This is a genomic window from Microvirga brassicacearum (genome assembly GCF_008757455.1).
GTDB lineage: Bacteria > Pseudomonadota > Alphaproteobacteria > Rhizobiales > Beijerinckiaceae > Microvirga > Microvirga brassicacearum.
Map to the genome: position 1 here is coordinate 248,647 of NZ_VCMV01000003.1, position 18,548 is coordinate 267,194.

General features: G+C 61.4%; 21 protein-coding genes. 17 read left to right on the plus strand and 4 right to left on the minus strand.

All coding sequences use genetic code 11. From position 1 onward, the window contains the following. Positions 1–2: 2 nt before the first annotated feature. From FEZ63_RS02880 to ligD, 16 genes are all read left to right on the plus strand, one after another. Positions 3–1,172, plus strand: a complete 1,170-nt coding sequence (locus tag FEZ63_RS02880) for a tail fiber protein (RefSeq protein WP_150942126.1) — start codon at positions 3–5, stop codon at positions 1,170–1,172. A 9-nt stretch (positions 1,173–1,181) separates the two neighbouring features. After that, a complete protein-coding gene (locus FEZ63_RS02885) occupies positions 1,182–1,751 on the plus strand; it encodes a DUF4376 domain-containing protein (RefSeq protein WP_150942127.1) in 570 nt (189 codons plus the stop codon). A 97-nt stretch (positions 1,752–1,848) separates the two neighbouring features. After that, positions 1,849–3,345: a phage tail sheath protein gene (locus tag FEZ63_RS02890; RefSeq protein WP_150942128.1), complete on the plus strand. Its 1,497-nt coding sequence runs from the start codon at positions 1,849–1,851 to the stop codon at positions 3,343–3,345. 47 nt (positions 3,346–3,392) lie between these two features. Beyond that, complete coding sequence (locus FEZ63_RS02895) at positions 3,393–3,929, plus strand: phage major tail tube protein (RefSeq protein WP_150942129.1); 537 nt, start codon at positions 3,393–3,395, stop codon at positions 3,927–3,929. Between the two features lie 15 nt (positions 3,930–3,944). Beyond that, a complete protein-coding gene (locus FEZ63_RS02900) occupies positions 3,945–4,358 on the plus strand; it encodes a phage tail assembly protein (protein WP_150942130.1) in 414 nt (137 codons plus the stop codon). Positions 4,359–4,456: 98 nt separating this feature from the next. After that, positions 4,457–7,138: a hypothetical protein gene (locus FEZ63_RS02905; protein ID WP_150942131.1), complete on the plus strand. Its 2,682-nt coding sequence runs from the start codon at positions 4,457–4,459 to the stop codon at positions 7,136–7,138. After that, complete coding sequence (locus FEZ63_RS02910) at positions 7,138–7,569, plus strand: phage tail protein (RefSeq protein WP_150942132.1); 432 nt, start codon at positions 7,138–7,140, stop codon at positions 7,567–7,569. The genes FEZ63_RS02905 and FEZ63_RS02910 overlap by 1 nt, the downstream gene beginning before the upstream one ends. Then, complete coding sequence (locus FEZ63_RS02915; RefSeq protein ID WP_150942133.1) at positions 7,566–7,799, plus strand: tail protein X; 234 nt, start codon at positions 7,566–7,568, stop codon at positions 7,797–7,799. The genes FEZ63_RS02910 and FEZ63_RS02915 overlap by 4 nt, the downstream gene beginning before the upstream one ends. Before the next feature lie 3 nt (positions 7,800–7,802). Next, positions 7,803–8,906, plus strand: a complete 1,104-nt coding sequence (locus tag FEZ63_RS02920; RefSeq protein ID WP_150942134.1) for a phage late control D family protein — start codon at positions 7,803–7,805, stop codon at positions 8,904–8,906. A gap of 18 nt (positions 8,907–8,924) precedes the next feature. After that, positions 8,925–9,902: a collagen-like domain-containing protein gene (locus tag FEZ63_RS02925; RefSeq protein ID WP_150942135.1), complete on the plus strand. Its 978-nt coding sequence runs from the start codon at positions 8,925–8,927 to the stop codon at positions 9,900–9,902. Beyond that, positions 9,899–11,725, plus strand: coding sequence for a cadherin repeat domain-containing protein (locus tag FEZ63_RS02930; RefSeq protein ID WP_150942136.1), 1,827 nt, complete (start codon positions 9,899–9,901; stop codon positions 11,723–11,725). Before FEZ63_RS02925 ends, FEZ63_RS02930 begins: the two co-directional genes overlap by 4 nt. Positions 11,726–11,783: 58 nt before the next feature. Beyond that, positions 11,784–12,605: an N-acetylmuramidase domain-containing protein gene (locus FEZ63_RS02935; RefSeq protein ID WP_150942137.1), complete on the plus strand. Its 822-nt coding sequence runs from the start codon at positions 11,784–11,786 to the stop codon at positions 12,603–12,605. A gap of 74 nt (positions 12,606–12,679) precedes the next feature. Further along, positions 12,680–12,961 (plus strand): ubiquitination-like system serine protease family protein, encoded by a 282-nt coding sequence (locus FEZ63_RS02940; RefSeq protein WP_244622606.1) that lies wholly within the window; start codon positions 12,680–12,682, stop codon positions 12,959–12,961. A 24-nt stretch (positions 12,962–12,985) separates the two neighbouring features. Further along, positions 12,986–13,354 carry a hypothetical protein gene (locus FEZ63_RS02945; protein WP_150942139.1) on the plus strand — a complete coding sequence of 123 codons (369 nt, stop codon included), beginning with the start codon at positions 12,986–12,988 and terminating at the stop codon, positions 13,352–13,354. 69 nt (positions 13,355–13,423) lie between these two features. Beyond that, positions 13,424–13,765, plus strand: coding sequence for a choline/carnitine O-acyltransferase (locus tag FEZ63_RS02950; protein ID WP_150942140.1), 342 nt, complete (start codon positions 13,424–13,426; stop codon positions 13,763–13,765). Between the two features lie 231 nt (positions 13,766–13,996). Beyond that, on the plus strand, positions 13,997–14,860 hold the full coding sequence (gene ligD / locus FEZ63_RS02955) for a non-homologous end-joining DNA ligase (protein ID WP_244622607.1): 864 nt from the start codon (positions 13,997–13,999) through the stop codon (positions 14,858–14,860). 96 nt (positions 14,861–14,956) lie between these two features. Here ligD and FEZ63_RS02960 read toward each other — a convergent pair whose 3' ends face one another. The 4 genes from FEZ63_RS02960 to FEZ63_RS02975 form a co-directional block, all read right to left on the minus strand. After that, positions 14,957–15,703: a sulfite exporter TauE/SafE family protein gene (locus FEZ63_RS02960; RefSeq protein WP_150942142.1), complete on the minus strand. Its 747-nt coding sequence runs from the start codon at positions 15,701–15,703 to the stop codon at positions 14,957–14,959. Between the two features lie 140 nt (positions 15,704–15,843). Further along, entirely contained in the window at positions 15,844–16,062 is a 219-nt protein-coding gene (locus tag FEZ63_RS02965; RefSeq protein WP_150942143.1) for a hypothetical protein, read from the minus strand. After that, on the minus strand, positions 16,059–16,367 hold the full coding sequence (locus tag FEZ63_RS02970; RefSeq protein WP_150942144.1) for a hypothetical protein: 309 nt from the start codon (positions 16,365–16,367) through the stop codon (positions 16,059–16,061). Before FEZ63_RS02970 ends, FEZ63_RS02965 begins: the two co-directional genes overlap by 4 nt. A 167-nt stretch (positions 16,368–16,534) precedes the next feature. Continuing rightward, positions 16,535–16,756: a hypothetical protein gene (locus FEZ63_RS02975; protein ID WP_150942145.1), complete on the minus strand. Its 222-nt coding sequence runs from the start codon at positions 16,754–16,756 to the stop codon at positions 16,535–16,537. A gap of 907 nt (positions 16,757–17,663) precedes the next feature. On the opposite strand from FEZ63_RS02975, the gene FEZ63_RS02985 reads away from it, so the two are divergent. Beyond that, positions 17,664–18,500, plus strand: coding sequence for a DUF7946 domain-containing protein (locus tag FEZ63_RS02985; protein WP_150942147.1), 837 nt, complete (start codon positions 17,664–17,666; stop codon positions 18,498–18,500). Positions 18,501–18,548 lie beyond the last annotated feature (48 nt).

Below are 18,548 nucleotides of genomic sequence, written 5' to 3' on the forward strand. Positions count from 1 at the left end.
GGATGCCCATTATCGATGACCGGTCGCCAAACCGGAATTACCCGATTCCGAATGCGGCGAACGACATGGTCGACGACGTTGTCCGTATCGCTGCAGCAATCAACGGCATAGACGCCGATGTCTACGGCCTGATCTTGGCAGTCGGGCAAAAGGCGGCTATCGAACACACGCACTCGATCGGCCAGATCAATGGCTTGCAGTCGACTTTGGACGATAAGGCAGCGTCCAATCATAGCCACGCTCTTGACGACCTGACGAACGTTGACGCGAGCACCGCCACAGGCGGTCAGTTCTTCAAATTTGTCGGTACGGCTTGGCAACCCGCTTCCATCGCGGTCAGCGACGTCGGAAACCTTGAGAGCATTCTGAACGGAAAGGCTGGCCTAGACGGGTCGTCGGTCATCGTGCCCCAAGGCGACACGGCGGCACGCCCTCCGTCGCCGTCCGGCGCGCGTATTCGTTACAACACGCAGCTTGGTTTCTACGAAGGCTGGGGCGGCGGCCAATGGTCCGCGCTGTCGGTAGCGGCGGCGCTTCTCAAAGCACTGGACCTAGCCGATGTGGTCAACAAGGACGCAGCGTTGGCGAACTTGGGCGCACAGAAGAGCATTCCCGGCAGTATAGACTATTTCCCAAGGACCACTGCGCCGGCCGGTTGGTTGAAAGCCAATGGTGCGCTGCTCAATAGAACGGCATATCCCGCCCTTTGGAATGAGGCTCAGGTTAGCGGAATGCTCGCAGCCAACGACGCTGCTTGGGCTACGAATCCCGGTATGTACTCACCGGGCAACGGAACGACAACGTTTCGCATTCCCGATCTCCGCGGCGAGTTCATTCGCGGCTTTGATGATGGTAGGGGCATCGATATCGGCCGCGCGGTCGGGTCAAATCAGGGCCAGACGATCCAGTCGCACAATCACGGTGTCAATGACCCAACCCATGCTCACAGCGTTTACGATCCTGGACACTCTCACGGCTACGACCGCTATTCGGCAATAACCAGCACTTCAGGCTCGACCGGCTCAAATCGTGGTTTGGACCATATCGCGACAAGCGCGGCTCTCACAGGCATCGCGATTTACGGAGCGGGCACCGGCATCTCTATACAGCATACGGGTAGCCCGGAGACGCGACCGCGAAACGTCGCGCTACTCGCCTGCATCAAATACTGAGGTCCCGAAATGCCAGCACCGATCTGTTACGGATATTCATCGATTACAGGCGAGTTCACAGGGCTTGTTGCCGCGGACCGGTCGCCGCGTGAGCCTAACGTGTGGTTGATCCCGGCGTTCACCGTGTCGGTTCCGCCGCCAGTGGTCACGACAGGATTGGTTGCTGTCTGGACCGGCACCAGTTGGACCCTGGCCCCGAAGCCTTCGGGTGTGCCGGATGAATCCGAGCCACCGACCGACTTGGCGCTTTATGCTGCCTATCGTCGGCAGCAATTCGAGGTGAAGGGATCCACCTGGAACGAATGGCTCGTCCACACTGATCGGGAGAGCCAAGGCAAGATTACGGCTGAGGTCTTGGCCATCCAGATCGGTGCGCGTGAGGACGGCGACGGCTGGAAATTCGCTGACGGAATATTCCGTATGCTGACGAACGCCGAAATGAGTTCTCTCGCCATAGCGGTTCGGAACCACGTTCGAGATGCCTTTGGGCGCGAAGCATACGCGCTTGCGGCGATCGTAGCCGGCACTGCCACGACACATGCTGATGTTGACGCTTTCTTCGAGGTTGTCGTCGACTAGGGCCTTCAACACGAAATCTTCCGCCGAGCGGCTTTCCGCAAAGCATCACCCACCCGCTTCTCGGCGGGATTTTTTTTGCGAAAAACAGGAGAAGGCCATGGCTCTCGTAGTCGGCATCAAACACGTCCGGGATGAGATCGAAACCTTGCCGGCTTTCGGCGCGGAAATGTCGGTCGCAGGCCTGCTCGTCACCGCTCCGGCGGCCGACGCGGGCATCTTCCCGCTCAATACGGCCGTCTTCATAAACTCGAGCGATGCCGCCATGGTCACTGCTCTTGGCGCCACCGGCACGGCGGCAGACGCGGTCGCCGGGATCTCTGCCCAACTCGGCGACGACCAGGTCGCCGCGAAGATCGTTATCGTTCGGGTCACTGAGGGATCGACCCCGGCGGAAACGATCGCCAACATGGTCGGAAGCGAGGCCGCCGGTACGGGCATGTGGGCGTTCCTCGACGCTCCCAACGACCTGTCGGTCACGCCGCGCCTCATCGCTGCGCCTGGCTTCACGGCTCAGATGGCTCTCGACGGGATCCTCTCTATCCCGGTCACCACGCCTGGCACCGGCTACACGACGGCTCCCACCGTCGCCATCACGGGCGGCGGCGGCACGGGTGCGACTGCGACCGCCCAAGTCTCCGGCGGAGCCATCACCGGCTTCACCGTCACCAATCCCGGTTCGGGCTACACGACCGCTCCGACCATCACGCTCACCCCGGTCGGGGGCGGATCGGGCGGCGCCGCTGGCGTCGCGGTCCGTGGCAACGTCGCCAATGGCCTCATTGCGGGCATCCCGACTGTCCTGAACCGCCTCAACGCGGGTTTCATTCCGGATGGTCCGTCGTCGACTCGAGAGGCTTGGCTCGCATGGCGCGAGACGATCCAGAGCAATCGGATCTTCCACCCGACTGTTCAGGACGTAAAGGTTCTGGATGCGACCGGCGCGGCAGTCACCCGACCGGCCTCGCCTCGCATGATCGGACAGTATATCCGGCGCGACTTCGAGACGGACGGCGTTCCGGCTCGTGGCATCGCCAACCAGCCGATCTACGGCATCGTCGGCGTCTCGCGTCCGGTGGCGTTCAACCTCACCGACGACGCGACCGAGGGCCAGGAGCTTCTCGCCTTCAATGCGGGCATCATTGTAAAGGGCGAGACCGGCGTCGAAAACGCCATTGCTTCCGGAGGCTTTGTCTTCTGGGGAACCGACACGTTGTCTGAGGATCCGCTCTGGATGTTCGCCCACGTCGTGCGCCTGCGCGACTACATCGAACTCACACAGGTCCAGACCCTCCGCTATTACCTCGGCCGCTACAACATCAACGTCGCGACCGTGAACGCGATCCTGAACACGATGACGACGGGTTTGGAGCGGCTCACCGCTCGCGGCTATGTGCTCGACTTCCGCGTCGGGTTCGAGCCGGACAAGAACAGCCCCGAGGAACTCCGCCTCGGCAATCTTCAGGTCATGTTCCGCGCCGAGGAAGCACCGGTCCTTCGCAAGATCACGATCTCGTCGCGTCGTTACCGCGCTGCGCTCGACACGCTCGTCCAGAGCGTTGCGACCTCTCTCAGCACCATCGGCACCGCGGCGTAAGCCGCGGACCCTTTCCCTTCCATTCGATCAGGCTGTAGGAGGCTGATTTGGCGACCCTTTACGAAATGGATGCCGCAAACTTGTTTTGCGATGATCTCGACCCGTCGAACTCGCAATTCCTTGCACTCGAAGAGGTCCGGATTCCTGCTCTGCAGGAAAAGACGCACGAGCACACCGGTGGCGGTGCCGCGATGACGATGCGAATGGGTATGGCCGTCTTTGAAGCCCTCGAGCTTACGTTCAAGCTCCGCGGCATCAACCCTGACGTCATGAACAAGATCATGACCCCCGGTCGCTCGCGAAAGAAATACACGATCCTCGGCAACGTTCGCGACATCGAAGCCGCGACCGAGTTCTCGGCGAAAGTCGTCATTGAGGGGCGCCTCACGAAAGTCGACATGGGCACGTTCTCGCGGGATTCCGGCATCTCGACTGACTACCAGGTCGACGAGATCACCCACTACGAACTCTGGCTCAACAACCAGGAGAAATATTACATTAACGTCTTCCGCGGGCCTCCCGGCATCCGCATTGACGGCGCGCCTGTCTACGCCGGCATGGGCCGAAACCTCGGCCTCTCGTAATCCAAGGATCACAAAATGGACAACCAGGAAGTCAATGGAGCGCCGGCCTTGAAGCCGGCGCCGAAACTGCTCGGCAATCGCAGCAAAAGCGTCCCCCTCACGTACCCCGTCGAGTACGAGGGAAAGGTCTGGCACGACATCACGCTCACACGAATGACGGCATCCCAGGTCCGCGATTTCATGCAGGACGTCGTCGAACATGGCGAAAACGCTCATCTGCCCATCTTCGATGCTCCCAAGGAGGTGATCGACGCACTGGATGCGGACGACATGGCCGCGGTCGATAGGTTGCTCCTTGATTTTTTGCCCCAAAGCTTGCGGGAGGCGGCAGAGCGTCGCCCCGTCAGTGGCGAGACTACGTCTCCCTCTGTTGCGCCGTCCTCGGAGGCGGCCCCGACGTCTGGGAACACCGAGAGTGGCACGACCTGATCGCCTACTACGAGCGCGCTTGCGGTATCGAGAAGACGCGCGCTGACAGGGTTAGACCGGTCATCCTTATGGAATTGAAAAAGAAGGGGAGGCGATAAGTGGCAAAAACCTATCTCGCCCAACTCAAGCTCTCCCTGCAGGACGACCTTAGCGCCGGCGCCAAGAAGGCCGCCGGCGCGATCAACCAGGTCGAGAAGGCGATCGACGGGCTATCGTCACATGGCGTCAAAGGCGCGCGTGGTCTCAACGTTCTCGACACTACGCTCAAAGCTGCGACGAAGAATGCCCAGGCTTTCGCGAAGGAAGCCGGGAAGACGATCCGTTGGGGATCTGGTTTCCAATCTCAGGTCGACCGCCTCCGTCTCACGTCCGGCGAGTTCGACAAGCTCCGCCATTCGTGGCGCGCGCTGCAGTCCGAAATCAAGACCGGCGATGCTTCGTTCAAGACACAGGCTATCCGCCGGTGGCGGAACGACTCGATCGCTTCGATCACGGCAGTTCGAGCGGCTCAGCACGCGCTCACCGAAGACGGCATCCGTGAGGCGAAGCAGCGCGCGGCCGCCGAGAAGCGGGCGGCTGCAGAGTCGGCAAAGGAACAACTTCGCCTCGCTCGCGAGGTAGCGAAGGAAAAGGCTCGCCTCGCCAAGGAGGCGACCCGCGCCGACAGGCAGGCCGCACAGGAAACCGCGAAAGTCGCACGCGATGCCGCGCGAGAGCAGGCGCGCGTCTCCCGCGAAACCGCTCGCGAAGCCATACGCGCGCAGCGGGAGCTTGATCGTGCTCAGCGCGAGCACGGTCGCGGGGCCGGTGCTATCGGTCGCTCTGTTGTCCGCAACGCAGCTTTCGCGCTTGGTGCCGGAAGCGGAACCTATCTCGCTGGCCGCGCCTTTCGTGCGACGGCTCGGGCCGGTGGAGAATCGAAGCGCGAGGATGCTCGCGACTACCTCGCCGGTCTGCCGCCTGGTGATACTGCCCGCCTTCGCGCGGCGAGCATGGCGGAGTCGACGCAATACCCGTCGATCCGCGCGACGGACATGCACAGCGTACTCCGCGAAACCGCGACGACGGCGCTCGGCACGGAAGGCGCGCTCTCGATCTCGCCTGAGCTTGCCAAGGCGCTCACGATCATTCAGTCGTCGAAGGGCGCCGACGAGGCCGTCAGCCAGCTTGCGGGTTTCATGCGCGGCCTCGACACGCTAGGGAAGAACGTCGACGTCTCCCTGGTCACGCGCCTTCTCGACGGCATGGCTCGCGCCGCCGGCGTGCAGGGCATGGAATACAAGCCGCGCGACATGTTCACGTTCGCGAAGCGGGCGAAGTCCGCTGGTGGCGCTCTCGGAACGGACTTCCTCAATACCGTCCTGCCGTCGCTGATCGCCGACATGGGCCCCGACCGGGTCGGCACCGCTCTCGCCACGGCGACGTCGAGCCTGATCGGCGGTACGAGCATGGCGGGCCCGAACAAGAAGCGTGGGCAGCGGCAACAGGCTCTCGGCCTGCGCGACGCCCAAGGCAACTTCCTCAATCGCGACCAGCTTGCCACCGCGCCCCACCTCTATGCGTGGAACACTCTCAAGCCGGCGTTGGAGAAATCGGGCGTCGACATCACGAACGACTCGGCAGTCTCCGAGGCGATGAACAAGCTTTTTCCCCAGATGGTCGCGGACGTCTTCACGAAGCTCATCCAGCAGGAAGACCAATACAAGATCACGCAAGGCTACCTGGCGCGTGCTCCGGGCACCGCGGCCGCCGGTGAACTTGGATCGAGAGATCCGTTCGTCTCGGCGAAGGGTGTCGTCTCTGCTCTCGACAATCTCATGGCGGCTCTCACGAGCCCGCTCATGGATCCGGCGATGGCAATGATGAACAACCTCGCCGGCGCTCTCAATGCTATGGCAACGGCCGCCGCGAGCAATCCGGCGGTGGCGGCGGCAATCGGTGTGGGCACGATTGCTACCGGTGCCGGTGCCGGGTTGCTCGGTTGGAAAGCGATGCAATGGGGTACGCAAAGCCTCATTGGTGGCGCTGTTGCGGGCGGAGGCGCCGCCGCGTCAACTGTAGCCGTAGCGGAAGTCGCCGCTCCTGCCGCGGCTGCGGCTGCGGTCGGCATCCTTCCCACGATTGCCCGCTTGGCGGGGCCGCTCGGCATGGGCGGCACGTTGCTCTATGGCGCTGGATCCGCGCTCGCCGAGTCCGGCCAAAAGTACGGCGGGATGACCGGGCAGGAGCGGCTCACCGCCACCGGCGGCGGCACGATGCAATCTATGACGGCCGCGATCGCCGAAGATGCCCGTCAGCGCGCGATCGCCGCTGGCTATGAGATCCCGGAAGGCATCGCGGAGGGAATCAACGCGAACTCTGGCCAGGTCGACGCTGCGTCGCAGTCAATCATGGAACGGATTCGCTCGTTCTTTTCGGCCGGTGTGAACGTTCCGGTCCGTCCGCAACTCGGCGGCGGCGCGGTGTCCCCGGTCGCCAATCCTGCCGGTCGCGCAAATGGCGGGAACGTCTATCCCGGCGGCCTTTACCAGATCAACGAGCATGACAAAGAGTTCTTCCAGCCTGCCGAGCGCGGCCGGATTCTCAACGGCCGTCAGTTGCGCGGAGGTGACGGAGCCGGCGGAGGAGGCCCTGTCTCTCTCTCGATCAGCCCGACGTTCCACATCAACGGCAACACGGATCCGGACGCAATCGCGTCGATTGTCATGGCTCGTATCGAGAGTGAGACCAAGCAACTGCTTCGGGGCATGTTCTCCGACTACGGTTCGGAGATTGCGTAATGCTCATGATGCTCGGCCCTGTGGCGTTTGAGATTGCGCCTCTCAATGCCGTTGGGCACTCGCGCTCGGGCGAGTACCCGTTCGCGGAACACGACGTGCTCGGCACCGAACCCGTCTATGAGAACATGGGCGGGGGTGGGCGGACCTTTTCGATCAAAGGCATCACCTTTCCGAACAGCCCAGGGTTCACCGGCGGCGCTGCCGCGTTGGACATCATCGAGTCGCTTCGGCTCTCCGGCACTCCGCAACACCTTCTCCGCGGCGACTTCACGCCGATGGGATGGTTCCTCATTCGCAAGCTCACGCAAGACAGCGAATCGCTAGGGTTCAACGGAGTCGGCGGGAAGGTTGCTTTCGAGATCTCGCTTACGCAATGCGGCGCCCCTGACTTCGGAGCCTTCGGGTCCATCATCTCTGGGTTCTTCTCATGACCACGACCGTCGAAACCTACACAGTCGCGACCGAGGGACTGACGCTGTCTGGCATGGTGTGGCGCCGCTTCAAGAAGCCGATGTTCGGGATGGTCGAGCGGATCCTCGCCATGAACCAAAACCTCGCGTCGGTCGGACCTTACCTCCCGGTCGGCACGAAGGTCTCAATCCCGATTGATCCGCCGTCGACGGATGTCCTCTCTCGCCCTGTTGTCCAACTCTGGGATTGATCCATGCCCTTTCGCGAACCGGCGTACCGAGTCGATATCAACGGCACGGACTACACCGATCGCTTCAAACCGCTCGTCAAGAACATTGAGGTCACTGATAAGGACGGGCTCACGTCCGACACTTGCTCGATCACTCTCGCCGATGTCGACGGACAGATCGCCATGCCGAAGGGTGGCGACAAGATGCAAGTGCATCTCGGACACGTAGGGCAGGGCATCGGCTTGGTTTTCTCCGGCACCATCGACGAGGTCCGTTCAACCGGCACCCGCGGCGGCGGCCGTGAGCTTCGGATCTCGGCAAAAGGCGTCGACGCAGCCGGCAAGGCCAAAGAGCCGCAACAGAAGCACAAAGATGACGCCACGTTCGGCGACGTCGCGAAGGAATGGGCGAAGGAGGCCGGGCTCGAGGCCGTCATCTCCGAGAACCTTGCCTCGATCAAGGATGATTATTGGGCGATGCAGGGCGAGAGCTTCATCGCCTGGGGGCAGCGCGTCGCGCGTGAGATCGGCGCTACGTTCAAGATCCAAGACGGTAAGGCGATGTTCGTCGAGACCAACGGCGGCAAGTCTGCCTCCGGCAAGGATCTCCCGACGATCAACGCGACTTGGGGCGACAACCTTCTCCAATGGGATGTCTCGCCGGTTCTGCTTCGGCCGCGCCACAAGACGGTGAGGGTCGAGTTCTACGACTCGAAGCGAGCGAAGATCCGAACCAAGGATGTTGAGGTCGATTCGGACGGTACGTCAGCGGAGTTTCAGACCCGCATCCAGGCTCCGGACGAGAAGAACGCGGAACGACGCGCGCAGGCTGGAAAGAAGCGAGTTGAGCGCAACTCGGGCGAGGGCTCGGTCACCATCCTCGGCACCGCCGACGCGAAGCCGGAAGGCAATTGCATCATCTCCGGAGCGCGACCCGGCGTCGACGGCACCTACCGCATCGAAGGCGTGAAGCACACCCTCTCGAAGCGGAGCGGATACACCGTCCAACTGGATTTGAAACAGCCGCAGAACGATGCCGGGAAGGATAGTCGGACCAAGACGGGTTCGGCTCGATCTAACTCGAGCAATGTTGAGGCCGGCTCCGTGCCGTCATCGAATATCGGCTAGAGCCGCAAGGGAAAAACGATGTCTGATATTCGCTCCGTCACGTCGCTCATCGATGCAGCCAATGCGGCTCCTGCTCTGGTGGCGCAATTGGCCGAGGCCACGCAAACCGCTCTCGGCCAGATCGAGCGGGCGTCGGCACTGCAGGCTGAAATCAGCGAACTCCTGCAAGCCATCAACATCGAGACGAGGTGGGTTGAGGACAAGCTCGAGGTTCTTGGTCCCGAGGGATGGCTCTCATCGCCGGCGCTCACCGGCCCGGTCGGTCCGGTGGGTCCGATAGGTAATCGCGGCTTTCGGGGTGACCCTGGGCCGCGGGGCGACCCGGTCCAACTGCGCGTCAATACCGGTCTAGTGCAATACAAATACGAGGCAGAGCCGAACGACGCGTGGCGCAACATATTCACCCTCTCGGACCTTCAGGGCGACCCCGGCCCGCAAGGTATCCAGGGCGTCCCCGGTCCAACCGGAGAAGTGGGGCCACAAGGCCCTGTCGGACCGGCGGGACCGGCCGGCGCGGACGGCACCTCACCAGCGGTAGCGTCAGACGCCGAAGCGAAGGCAGGCACCGAAAATACCAAAATAATGTCGGCTTTGCGCGTACGCGCTGCGATCGATGATCGGAAGTATCTTCCGACCGGCGGCGGTGGGACTCCGCGGACGCTTTCAGACTGGCTCGCGAGCGCGCCGATCAACACATTCACAGCGTCTCACGCTCTCGATCCCGCCGACAAGTCGGCTTACCTTCACGTCAATAGCGCGTCGTCGGTCACCATCACCCTGCCGAACAACTGGCTTCCCGGTGAGGGGTGTGCTGTCCGCCGGCTCGGTGCAGGCGCCGTCGTCTGGGCTCTGGCCGCCGGTGCGACCAAGCAAGTGCCAGCCTCAAAGAGTGCTCACGTCGGCATAGCCGAGCAATACGGTGAGGTCTTCTTTCGTGTCGTGTCGAATGCCGGCGGGACAAGTGCTGTCTGGGCGATCGAGGGAGCCACGGCGTGATCCTCAGCCCCATCAGGCCCGGTGCCTCTGCAAAGGCTTCGGCGTGGCTCAATCGCCCGCCCACCGGCATTGCGTTGTCGGCCGCCAGCATCAGCGAGTCGGCTGCGGAGGGAACGTCGGTTGGAACCCTGTCGTTCACCGACCCCGATTTTGGCGCTACGGGCGCTTTCACGCTGCTCAACGATGCGGGCGGCCGCTTTAAGATCGTTGGAACCGCCTTGCAGGCCGGCTCGGTTCCCACCGATTTTGAAGCAGCGGAGAGTCACAACATCACCGTGCGCTTCACCGATCAAGGTGGATTGACCTTCGACAAGACCTTTGCGATCGCCGTGCTCGACGTCCTCGAGCCTGAGGCAGAGACGACGGCGCTGCTGGCCCGCTTCGACGTCCAGCCTGATGCTACCCGGCAGGGCCACATCAACACGCTCATGAAGGGATTGAAGGAAGACGGCGTGTACGCGCGCGGTTATCGCTTGTTCATAGAGGCGGCTCATACCGAGCAGGCAGCGCGGCAGAATTGGCTCGCCGACACCGCCGATCTCGTCAATGTCGGCACTCCTACCTTTACCGCGGATCGTGGCTTTCAGTTCCCCGGCGGCTCCTTGACCGCGCTCGATACAGGGTTCAACCCCGCAACCGCCATCGGCGTACCGGCGCTCGACAACATCTCCATTGCTGGCTGGATCACCGGCCAAACGGGTGCGGGTTGCATTATCGGTCACACGAATCTGCGTATCCAGACCCAATCAGCCGATGGCGACCCCATTACGCGATGCAACGACGCAACGACCTCTGCGCCCAACCACACGTTCGACTGTCGCTCCGAATACGTCTGCATCTCGCGCGCGGCGGCCGCCAATTATCAGAGCCGCGTCGGCACCGAGGAAGTCACTACGGCTGTCGCATCCTCTGCGGTCGGCGCGAATATCGAACTCGGTCGAATCGGAACCACCAATACCAGCGGCATTATCGCGATGCACCATTTCGCGTGGATTGGGCAGTCCTTGACCAAGGCACAGTCCGACGCGCTGCGGTCGCGCGTCCGCACCTATCTTCTCGCTGTTGGCGTCACGCTGACGCCCGAGATTGAAGTTCCGCCCCCCAACCCGATTGAGGGCACCCTGCTAGCGACGTTATCCGCCGCCATGGAAGACGCCACAACCGGCGCAATGCTTGGTGCCTGGCCGTCGCGATACGGGAGCATCCAGTATAGCGAGGGTCATCCGACCAATAATCCAGGCAACCTGGTCCAGCGTTCGACGGACACGCCGCCGGCCGGCAGCACAGCCCTTCTGCGGTGTTACGCGCAGCCGAGTGGCAGCGTCATCTCGAAAGCCGGACTGACCCGCCAACTTAGCGGTCTAACAATTCAGCCTGGCGACGTGACTCTGACTACCATCAAGTTGCGGATACCGGGCGCGAACAGTCTCGCTGAACTCTATTGGTGGGACGCGGAGAACACGGCGAACGGTTCCGTGGGTATGCGGATCAAGTGGGGCAGCAATCAGATGCCCCGTATCGATCGCGAATTTGGCTCACCTCGCGCTCGAAGTGACGACCAAAACCGGACATCACCGACCGTTCCGGCCTTTCCGAGAGGGCCGTTCGTGATCCTGCAGGCCGAAGTTGGCTACTCGCGCGCGGACGATGCCAACGGCTTTGTGATTGTTCGACAGGATGGGGTCGAGGTCTGCAAGATCCTTAACTGCCGCACGATGCCGACAAGTGGAAACTACAATCAGATCCAGAACGGGATCACAGCCACGCAAGTCGAGCACACGATGGATATCGATAACGTCGTCTGGGAATTCTACAGGAAATAACCAGCCGTCGTGCGCCGATCGGCCGCTCAACTGCTTCTCAAAAATTTACGAGGTCACCATGACGACGGATGTTACCGCTGCGTTCGCGAAGCTGCGCGAGAACGGGTTCAAAGGAGCGGCGAAACGTCTTGAGGATCTCGACATCCCTCGTATCGGCCATCGCATCGGCGTCGGTGAAGACGAGCTTCACGCGTTCATGGATACCGAGTGCAGAGGATCCGGATTCGACAAGCAGGGGCGGCCGCAACTGTTATTCGAGCCGCATGTCTTCTATCGCAACCTCCCTGCAGGCGCGAAGCGCGATGCGGCGATGGCACTCGGGATCGCCTATCCAAATTGGAGGACAGGGACATACCCAAGCGATTCCTACCCGCGGCTTACGCGAGCACTGTCGATAGACGAGACGGCCGCGATAAAAGCCTGCTCGTGGGGATTGGGACAGATCCTCGGCGAGAACCACATCGACGCTGGATACGACACGCCTCAAGAGATGGTCACTTCGTTCTGTGCCGATGAAGAGAACCATCTCGACGCTTCCGTGAACTTCATCATCGCGAACAAGATAGATGATGATCTCCGTGCTCTCGCGAAGCTGACTCGCCCGACGACGCCAGATGATTGTCGCGTGATCGTCCGCGTCTACAACGGCGTCGGATACGAGGCGAACAAGTACCACATCAGGTTTGCCGCCAATCACAACAAGTGGCGGAAGATTAAGGACACACCTTGGTCTCCGCAGTCGACGGCGGGCGCTCCCGCTCCGCCGGCTACGAGCACCGTCGCGAACGGCGCCCTCGTCGCCGCCGTGGTGGCTCTCGTCGTCGCCGTGGCGTCGGTACTTGGCATCGACACCTCATCCATCAAGGCGATGATCCCATGAGCAAAGAAGGAATTCTCCGGAAGGCTAAAGGTGGACACCTTTTCTTTTGGTGCCCCGGTTGTGACGGGGCTCACATGGTCCGAGTCGAGGGCGAGGTTCGGCCGTGCTGGGGCTTCAACGGCAACTATGAAAAGCCGACCTTCACGCCGTCAGTCCTCGTCACCTCCGGTCACTACGTGGCAGGGCACCAGGCGAGCGAGGAATGCTGGTGCACCTACGAGAAGCGTTTCGGGAAGAAAGCGCCCTTTGAGTGCTCGATCTGCCACTCGTTCGTGACGGACGGAAAGATCCAGTTCCTCGACGACTGCACGCATGCGCTGGCCGGTCAGACAGTGCCTCTGCCTCCGTTCGATTGACCGTCACCGAAAGGAACCCCGCAAATGCCTATCCCTGCAGCCGCAATCCCGTTTATTTTCGACATCGCCAAAGTGGTCGTCGATAAGCTCGTCGCCTCACCGAACAATGACATCACCCGCGCGGACGCCCCGCAGATCAAGAAAGAAGTTGCTGAGGCGATCGCTCCGGCGATCGAGCACCTCACGAACAACGAGCCTTGGTATCAGAGCCGGGTGACCTGGGGCGCCATCATCGCGGCCGCATCACCAATGGTTGCACCCCTTATCGGCCGGGTCTTCTCCCCCGAAGAACAGATGCTCGCGACGGCGGTTATGACCGGGATCGGGTCGGCGTTCGGCGCGGGCACTGTCCTCTACGGCCGCTGGAAGGCCAAGAAGCCGATCGGGGCGTGATCGCCCCCGCCGTTCGCCGCGCGACGGTCGTTTCATCGCCTTCGGGCACGCCAGAGAGTGCGGGAACAAATGATGCCATTTTCGTTCACATGGGAACTCAACCTGGTTGCGCTCGTGACTTTGGTCGGTAGTGCGGTCGCGGTGCTACGGTTTTGGCTGACGGCAAGTCAAAAGGCGGATCTTGCGATTCGGTCGGCCGCCGACGCAATGGAGAGCGCGCGTCAAGCGCACGAAAAAGTCGCTCTCCTACAGGCGGCGATCAATGCCCATCAGCTTTCGCAAGCCGAGCGCCTGGTGTCGCGGGAAGTGCTGCGAGAGGTGGAGGGCCGTCTGGCGGGTGCGATCGAGAACCTCGGCGACAGGCTCGACGGCTTGGTCAAGGAGCTTATTAAGCAGTCGCGAGTGAGCTAGACCCCGTTAACCACACCCCGCAAAAACCGGCTCGCTACCCCTCTTGCTCAGGGGATTCGTTAGGGAGGCTGGGGCACGCTTCGCCACATGGCAAAGCCGCCCCGCCGCCCGATCCAGCGCGCCAGCGTCCCCAGCCCACGAACTGCAAGCCGGCGAATCGTCGGTCGATCGGCGACGCCTCAGCAGCCCGAGCTTTTCAATCTGCCGATCCCTGGCTGGATCGAGCCTTGCTTGCCGACTCTCGTATCCAAGGCACCGACCGGGCCGGAATGGGTGCACGAGGTCAAATGGGACGGCTATCGCCTCTCGGCCTATCTCGAGGATGGGAAGGTGACGATCCGAACCCGCCGCGGCCATGATTGGACCGACCGTTTCCCGGCTATTGCGGCGGCGATGGCCGCCCTGCCGGTCCATAGCGCAGTGATCGACGGTGAGGCCGTCGTTCTGGACGCTGAGGGACGATCTGACTTTGGCGCGTTGCAAGCGGCTCTTGGCATCAAAGGTCGCCTCGCAGCCGACGTCGCTGTCTTTTACGCATTCGACCTCCTATTTCTCGACGGGCACGACCTGCGGCCATGGAAGCTGGAGGGGCGTCGAGATGCGCTCGAAGCCGTTCTAGACCCGACGAGCCGGACCATCATGCTTTCCGTCGAGATCGAAGGAGATGGGCCAACTATCTTCCGCCATGCCTGCAACCATGGGCTGGAAGGGATTGTCTCGAAGCGCCGGGACAAGCCCTACACCTCCGGGCGGGTCAAGGAGTGGCTCAAGACGAAATGCATTCAATCCGACACCTTTTTCGTCATCGGCTATGAGAAGACGGCCGGCGCGCTTGCGAGCATTCGGCTCGCGCATTTTGAAAGCGGCACGCTCATTTCAGCGGGCGGCGTCGGGACAGGGTTCACCCGGTCCAGCGCGGCCGACCTTGAGCGGCGGCTAAAAAAATTCATCACCGACAAGCCACCCGTCTTCGGGATGAGGGACAGGGGTGTCATCTGGACCAAGCCAAAGATCCGGGTCGAGGTCGAATATCGCGGCTGGACCGCTGACGGAAACCTTCGGCACCCTTCGTTCAAAGGCGTGCGGGAGGATTAGCAGGTCCGCTTCGTGCTATTTGAAGACCTCCCGGATCTATGAGCAGAATTTCGCGGAAGGCCGTCTATGGAGCGCAGCCATCGAAATCCGTCGTGGTCAATAGACTCCAAGCATCTTAAGGCCCGCGATGACCAGCACGATGCCAAGGGCCTTCAGGATCGCTGGACTGGCCAGCTTTATCCCAAGCGTCGTACCGACCAAGGCACCCACGAGTACCGCGCCGGCATAGAGAGGGAGTTCGGCCGGGAGGGACTGCACGGAAGCGATATTGCCTAGGAGGCCGGCGACCGAGTTGCAGAGGATGAAGGCTGCCGCGACGCCCGAAGCCGTTCGGGTCTCGGACCAGCCCATGAACAGCAGCAACGGGGATAGGAAGATCCCGCCGCCGGTGCCGGTCAGGCCCGACAGCAGGCCGATGCCGACGCCCGAGACGATGCCCCAGCCGATGGGGATGTCCCGGGTGTCCTTCGCGATCTTCGTCATTCCCGGCCATAGGAGACGGGCGGCGGCGATCAGCAGGATCACCCCGACCAGCGGGCGGTAGTAGTGCCCGGGCAACTGGATCGAGCCGCCGACGAAGGCCATCGGGATAGCCCCTATCAGGACGGGCCACAGGGTGCGCCAGTGGAACAAGTCGGCTTTCATGTAGCGGAAGGTCGTCAGGCTCGCGACCAGTATGTTCAGGACCAAGGCGGTGGGGCGCATCACCGCCGGAGCCACTCCGAACAAGGCCATGGTCGCGATATAGGCCGAGGCGCCAGCGTGACCAACGGAGGTGTAGAGCATTGCTCCCAAGCACAGGCAGGCGGCCAGGAGCAACTCGACGGGGACAGGGAGGTTCATGCGCGAACGCTAACCTATGAATGGCCAAGCCCAAACTATGTGAAAGACCTTGGGCTCTAACAGGCATGTCGTGAGGTTCTTTGGTGTCTGGGGAATGTAGCGTCCAATGGGAGAACTAATCCGGGAAGGTCCGGAGCGGGTCACCAGCGGACATTGGCCGCCGCGAGACACTTCGCACAGGATACGCTATCGCCGGGTTCGGCCGTCTTCGCGGCGTTCGGCGGGACGTCTCGGCCGCAGTCGGTCCACACGAGAAAGACCCCCGGCACCGCTTCGGCGCGCACGCACGAATGCGTCACCCATACGTCGTCCGTCCAGTAGATCGGAAGCCCTTTGATCGTGCGGGTCGTCCCGGTCATGGATCACCTCTTGGCGTGCAGTCTTTTCCGCCAAACGACCGATCGTAGAGTTCGGTGACGTTGAGATGGATAATGACGTCCCGGCCACCGCATTTCGAGCAGCGCCGTCCGATGGCGATATCGGGAATCGGTAGATCCGGCGGCAGGCCGGCGAGCGGGATTTCGGCATGGTGGGCGCAGCGGTGCGATTGGCACCAGGCCGTCACCGTTCTGTACCTAGCAGCGAGCGTGGTGGCGACGGTCGCTGGGGGATACATCTTGCCGTCCTTGTCATAGGCGCGGCGGGGATGGCGTCTGGGTTTCATAAAGCCTCTCCGTGAACGGAGAGAGAACATAGTCCACGGTCTTCGAGAGTCGAGCCGTCAATCTAATTCAGGGCCTCGCCCTGTCCGTCGCCCCTCGAGTGGGGCCCTTCCTGGAAAACTTGCCCTCCCTGGCTTCGGCCTCGGGAGGGCTTTTTTTCGTTTCCGGCCTAACCATCGTCACCAGAAACCGGGTTGCCCATCGTCTCTTCCAGCGTTCGGATAATTCGAATGTCCAGCATCGTGTCGGGAGCGCAGGTGAACTGGCTCCAAAACGCTATCCTCATCAAGCTTAAGGCACCGCCGTACGTAAGGGGCGTGTCGGGAGTGATTGTGGCGGGGTGGCTTAGATCGGCGGCCGCCCCCGCTTCGATGGTTTTGGCGTTACTCATGGCGTTTCTTGGACTTCCTCTTTTCGGGACATCCGGTCCTGGTGGCCGGGGGTTCGTAACCGCTTCATCAACGGTCGGCGGCTTTTAAGCTCTCGCTCTGGACATAGCCCACCACCCCCGGCCATAGAGGCCAAGGTTGGCGCGCCTGCCAGGGCGCGACCGGTTCGAGCTATCGCTTGAACTGTCAGCAGCGGCCCGGTGCCAGCCGGGTCGGGCCTAGATGAATCCGGGTTACGACACCCAAATCGATCAAACCCACTTTCGACTTTATTCTCAACAGGATTCTGCCCTTACGAGGGAGTGACATAATGCTGGATTGAGAAAGTGAGGCTTGACCTATTGTCTTATCGCGCGCGCGCTAGGCCACGGCTCGGCCTACGATTTGCCGCCGTCGATTACCAGCAGGCGTCGCATTGGGGGAGGGAGGTCCGGAGGGTGCGGGCTCCCAAGGTCGATAAACTCCGCCTTGCATTTCGGGTTGTACTTGCCGGGAGGTCGATGTCCAGGAGGCGGCCGCCAAGGGCAGTCGAAAGCGATTCGGTCGATCACGTCGCAGAGCAGGGCGCCGGCGCCAAATTTCTCGGCAAGGCGAGCCAAGCGATATTGGCCCAGGCGATGAGGGCATAGAGAACACCCTACGCGGACGATCACCCACGGAAAATCTGAAAGTCGCTCGGTCATCGGGCGATGTTATCGTGACTCGATAACCGTGAACAAGACGAGAACATGCGGCAAGGGATCCAGGCGGCTCTCTACATCGGCAGTTAGTGATGGTCCGGTGGGACTATCGCGCCGATGGCTGAATTCGCTTGGCTGGAACTGGATGGGACGAAAATACTAGACAACCTTGACCATTTCGCCATCCTGCTGCGCGCCGCGTACGACTACGCTCAGGCTGGGGGGCCTCATGCAACCGTTGAAATTTCGTCTGGTTTATACCGGGCAGGACGCCGATCGGCACATTTTGCCTGCCTATGACGGAGCGCGTTCAATCGAGGGACTCTCCTGGGCATTTTCGCTATTGGGAAACTATTTGGCAACGGGGCAGATCCGTAAACGTGGCACGCTCGATCCTCGAATACGTTTCTACATGTCGCCTGCGGCACGAGGTAGTTACACCACCGACATTATAGCCTTCATCGTGGAACCCCAGAACCTGTTTGTTACGTCACTCTTAGGAAACTACGTCGTTACAACATCGACTAATACTATAAACGCATTCATGCGTCACTCATTTCGACGCGTTTGCGGCTTGTTCGACGGCGATGACGATAACGACGAGCGACTTTTGAAGCCGTTCCCATCAGGAGACCTTGAAGCTACTCTTGATGCGATCGAACCCGCGATGATCCGAGCCCACGGTGTCATCGACAATGGCGCGGATACCCTCACCTTAATAAAGGGTCGGACACCTCTTATCGAGATGAGTTCCGACACTAAAGCATACGTCAACAAGAGCATCATCGGTGAAAAGCAGAAGGAGGTTGATGCGAGCGTTGGCGCCCTGAATGTCAACAGCGGAAATGGCAGGGTCTACCTTGAGGATATTGGAAAGACTGTGCCATTCTCTGTTGTGAAGGAACCTGAGCAGGGAACGTATCAGGCGTTGTCGTCCAGCCTCGACCGATACGCTAGGGGGATCCCAAGCAAGGTAGGTATAAAATACCTCGAGGTCCTCGCAATCGATGGGCGCATCAAAAAGCTTCTCATTGTAGCTGCTTATCCGGTGTCGCGTCACGTCTGAAGGCCTATTGCCAGTGGGACTATCCGCCCGAAAAGCATAATGAACGTA

Excerpts from the sequence above, each read along its gene's own strand:
- FEZ63_RS02975 (WP_150942145.1), bottom strand. The coding sequence starts at position 16,756 with ATGAGTAACGCCAAAACCATCGAAGCGGGGGCGGCCGCCGATCTAAGC.
- FEZ63_RS02935 (WP_150942137.1), top strand. The coding sequence starts at position 11,784 with ATGACGACGGATGTTACCGCTGCGTTCGCGAAGCTGCGCGAGAACGGG.
- FEZ63_RS02920 (WP_150942134.1), top strand. The coding sequence starts at position 7,803 with ATGCCCTTTCGCGAACCGGCGTACCGAGTCGATATCAACGGCACGGAC.
- FEZ63_RS02900 (WP_150942130.1), top strand. The coding sequence starts at position 3,945 with ATGGACAACCAGGAAGTCAATGGAGCGCCGGCCTTGAAGCCGGCGCCG.
- FEZ63_RS02960 (WP_150942142.1), bottom strand. The coding sequence starts at position 15,703 with ATGAACCTCCCTGTCCCCGTCGAGTTGCTCCTGGCCGCCTGCCTGTGC.
- FEZ63_RS02965 (WP_150942143.1), bottom strand. The coding sequence starts at position 16,062 with ATGACCGGGACGACCCGCACGATCAAAGGGCTTCCGATCTACTGGACG.
- FEZ63_RS02985 (WP_150942147.1), top strand. The coding sequence starts at position 17,664 with ATGCAACCGTTGAAATTTCGTCTGGTTTATACCGGGCAGGACGCCGAT.
- FEZ63_RS02910 (WP_150942132.1), top strand. The coding sequence starts at position 7,138 with ATGCTCATGATGCTCGGCCCTGTGGCGTTTGAGATTGCGCCTCTCAAT.
- FEZ63_RS02950 (WP_150942140.1), top strand. The coding sequence starts at position 13,424 with ATGATGCCATTTTCGTTCACATGGGAACTCAACCTGGTTGCGCTCGTG.
- FEZ63_RS02945 (WP_150942139.1), top strand. The coding sequence starts at position 12,986 with ATGCCTATCCCTGCAGCCGCAATCCCGTTTATTTTCGACATCGCCAAA.
- FEZ63_RS02880 (WP_150942126.1), top strand. The coding sequence starts at position 3 with ATGCCCATTATCGATGACCGGTCGCCAAACCGGAATTACCCGATTCCG.
- FEZ63_RS02890 (WP_150942128.1), top strand. The coding sequence starts at position 1,849 with ATGGCTCTCGTAGTCGGCATCAAACACGTCCGGGATGAGATCGAAACC.
- FEZ63_RS02915 (WP_150942133.1), top strand. The coding sequence starts at position 7,566 with ATGACCACGACCGTCGAAACCTACACAGTCGCGACCGAGGGACTGACG.
- FEZ63_RS02940 (WP_244622606.1), top strand. The coding sequence starts at position 12,680 with ATGGTCCGAGTCGAGGGCGAGGTTCGGCCGTGCTGGGGCTTCAACGGC.
- FEZ63_RS02970 (WP_150942144.1), bottom strand. The coding sequence starts at position 16,367 with ATGAAACCCAGACGCCATCCCCGCCGCGCCTATGACAAGGACGGCAAG.
- FEZ63_RS02885 (WP_150942127.1), top strand. The coding sequence starts at position 1,182 with ATGCCAGCACCGATCTGTTACGGATATTCATCGATTACAGGCGAGTTC.
- FEZ63_RS02925 (WP_150942135.1), top strand. The coding sequence starts at position 8,925 with ATGTCTGATATTCGCTCCGTCACGTCGCTCATCGATGCAGCCAATGCG.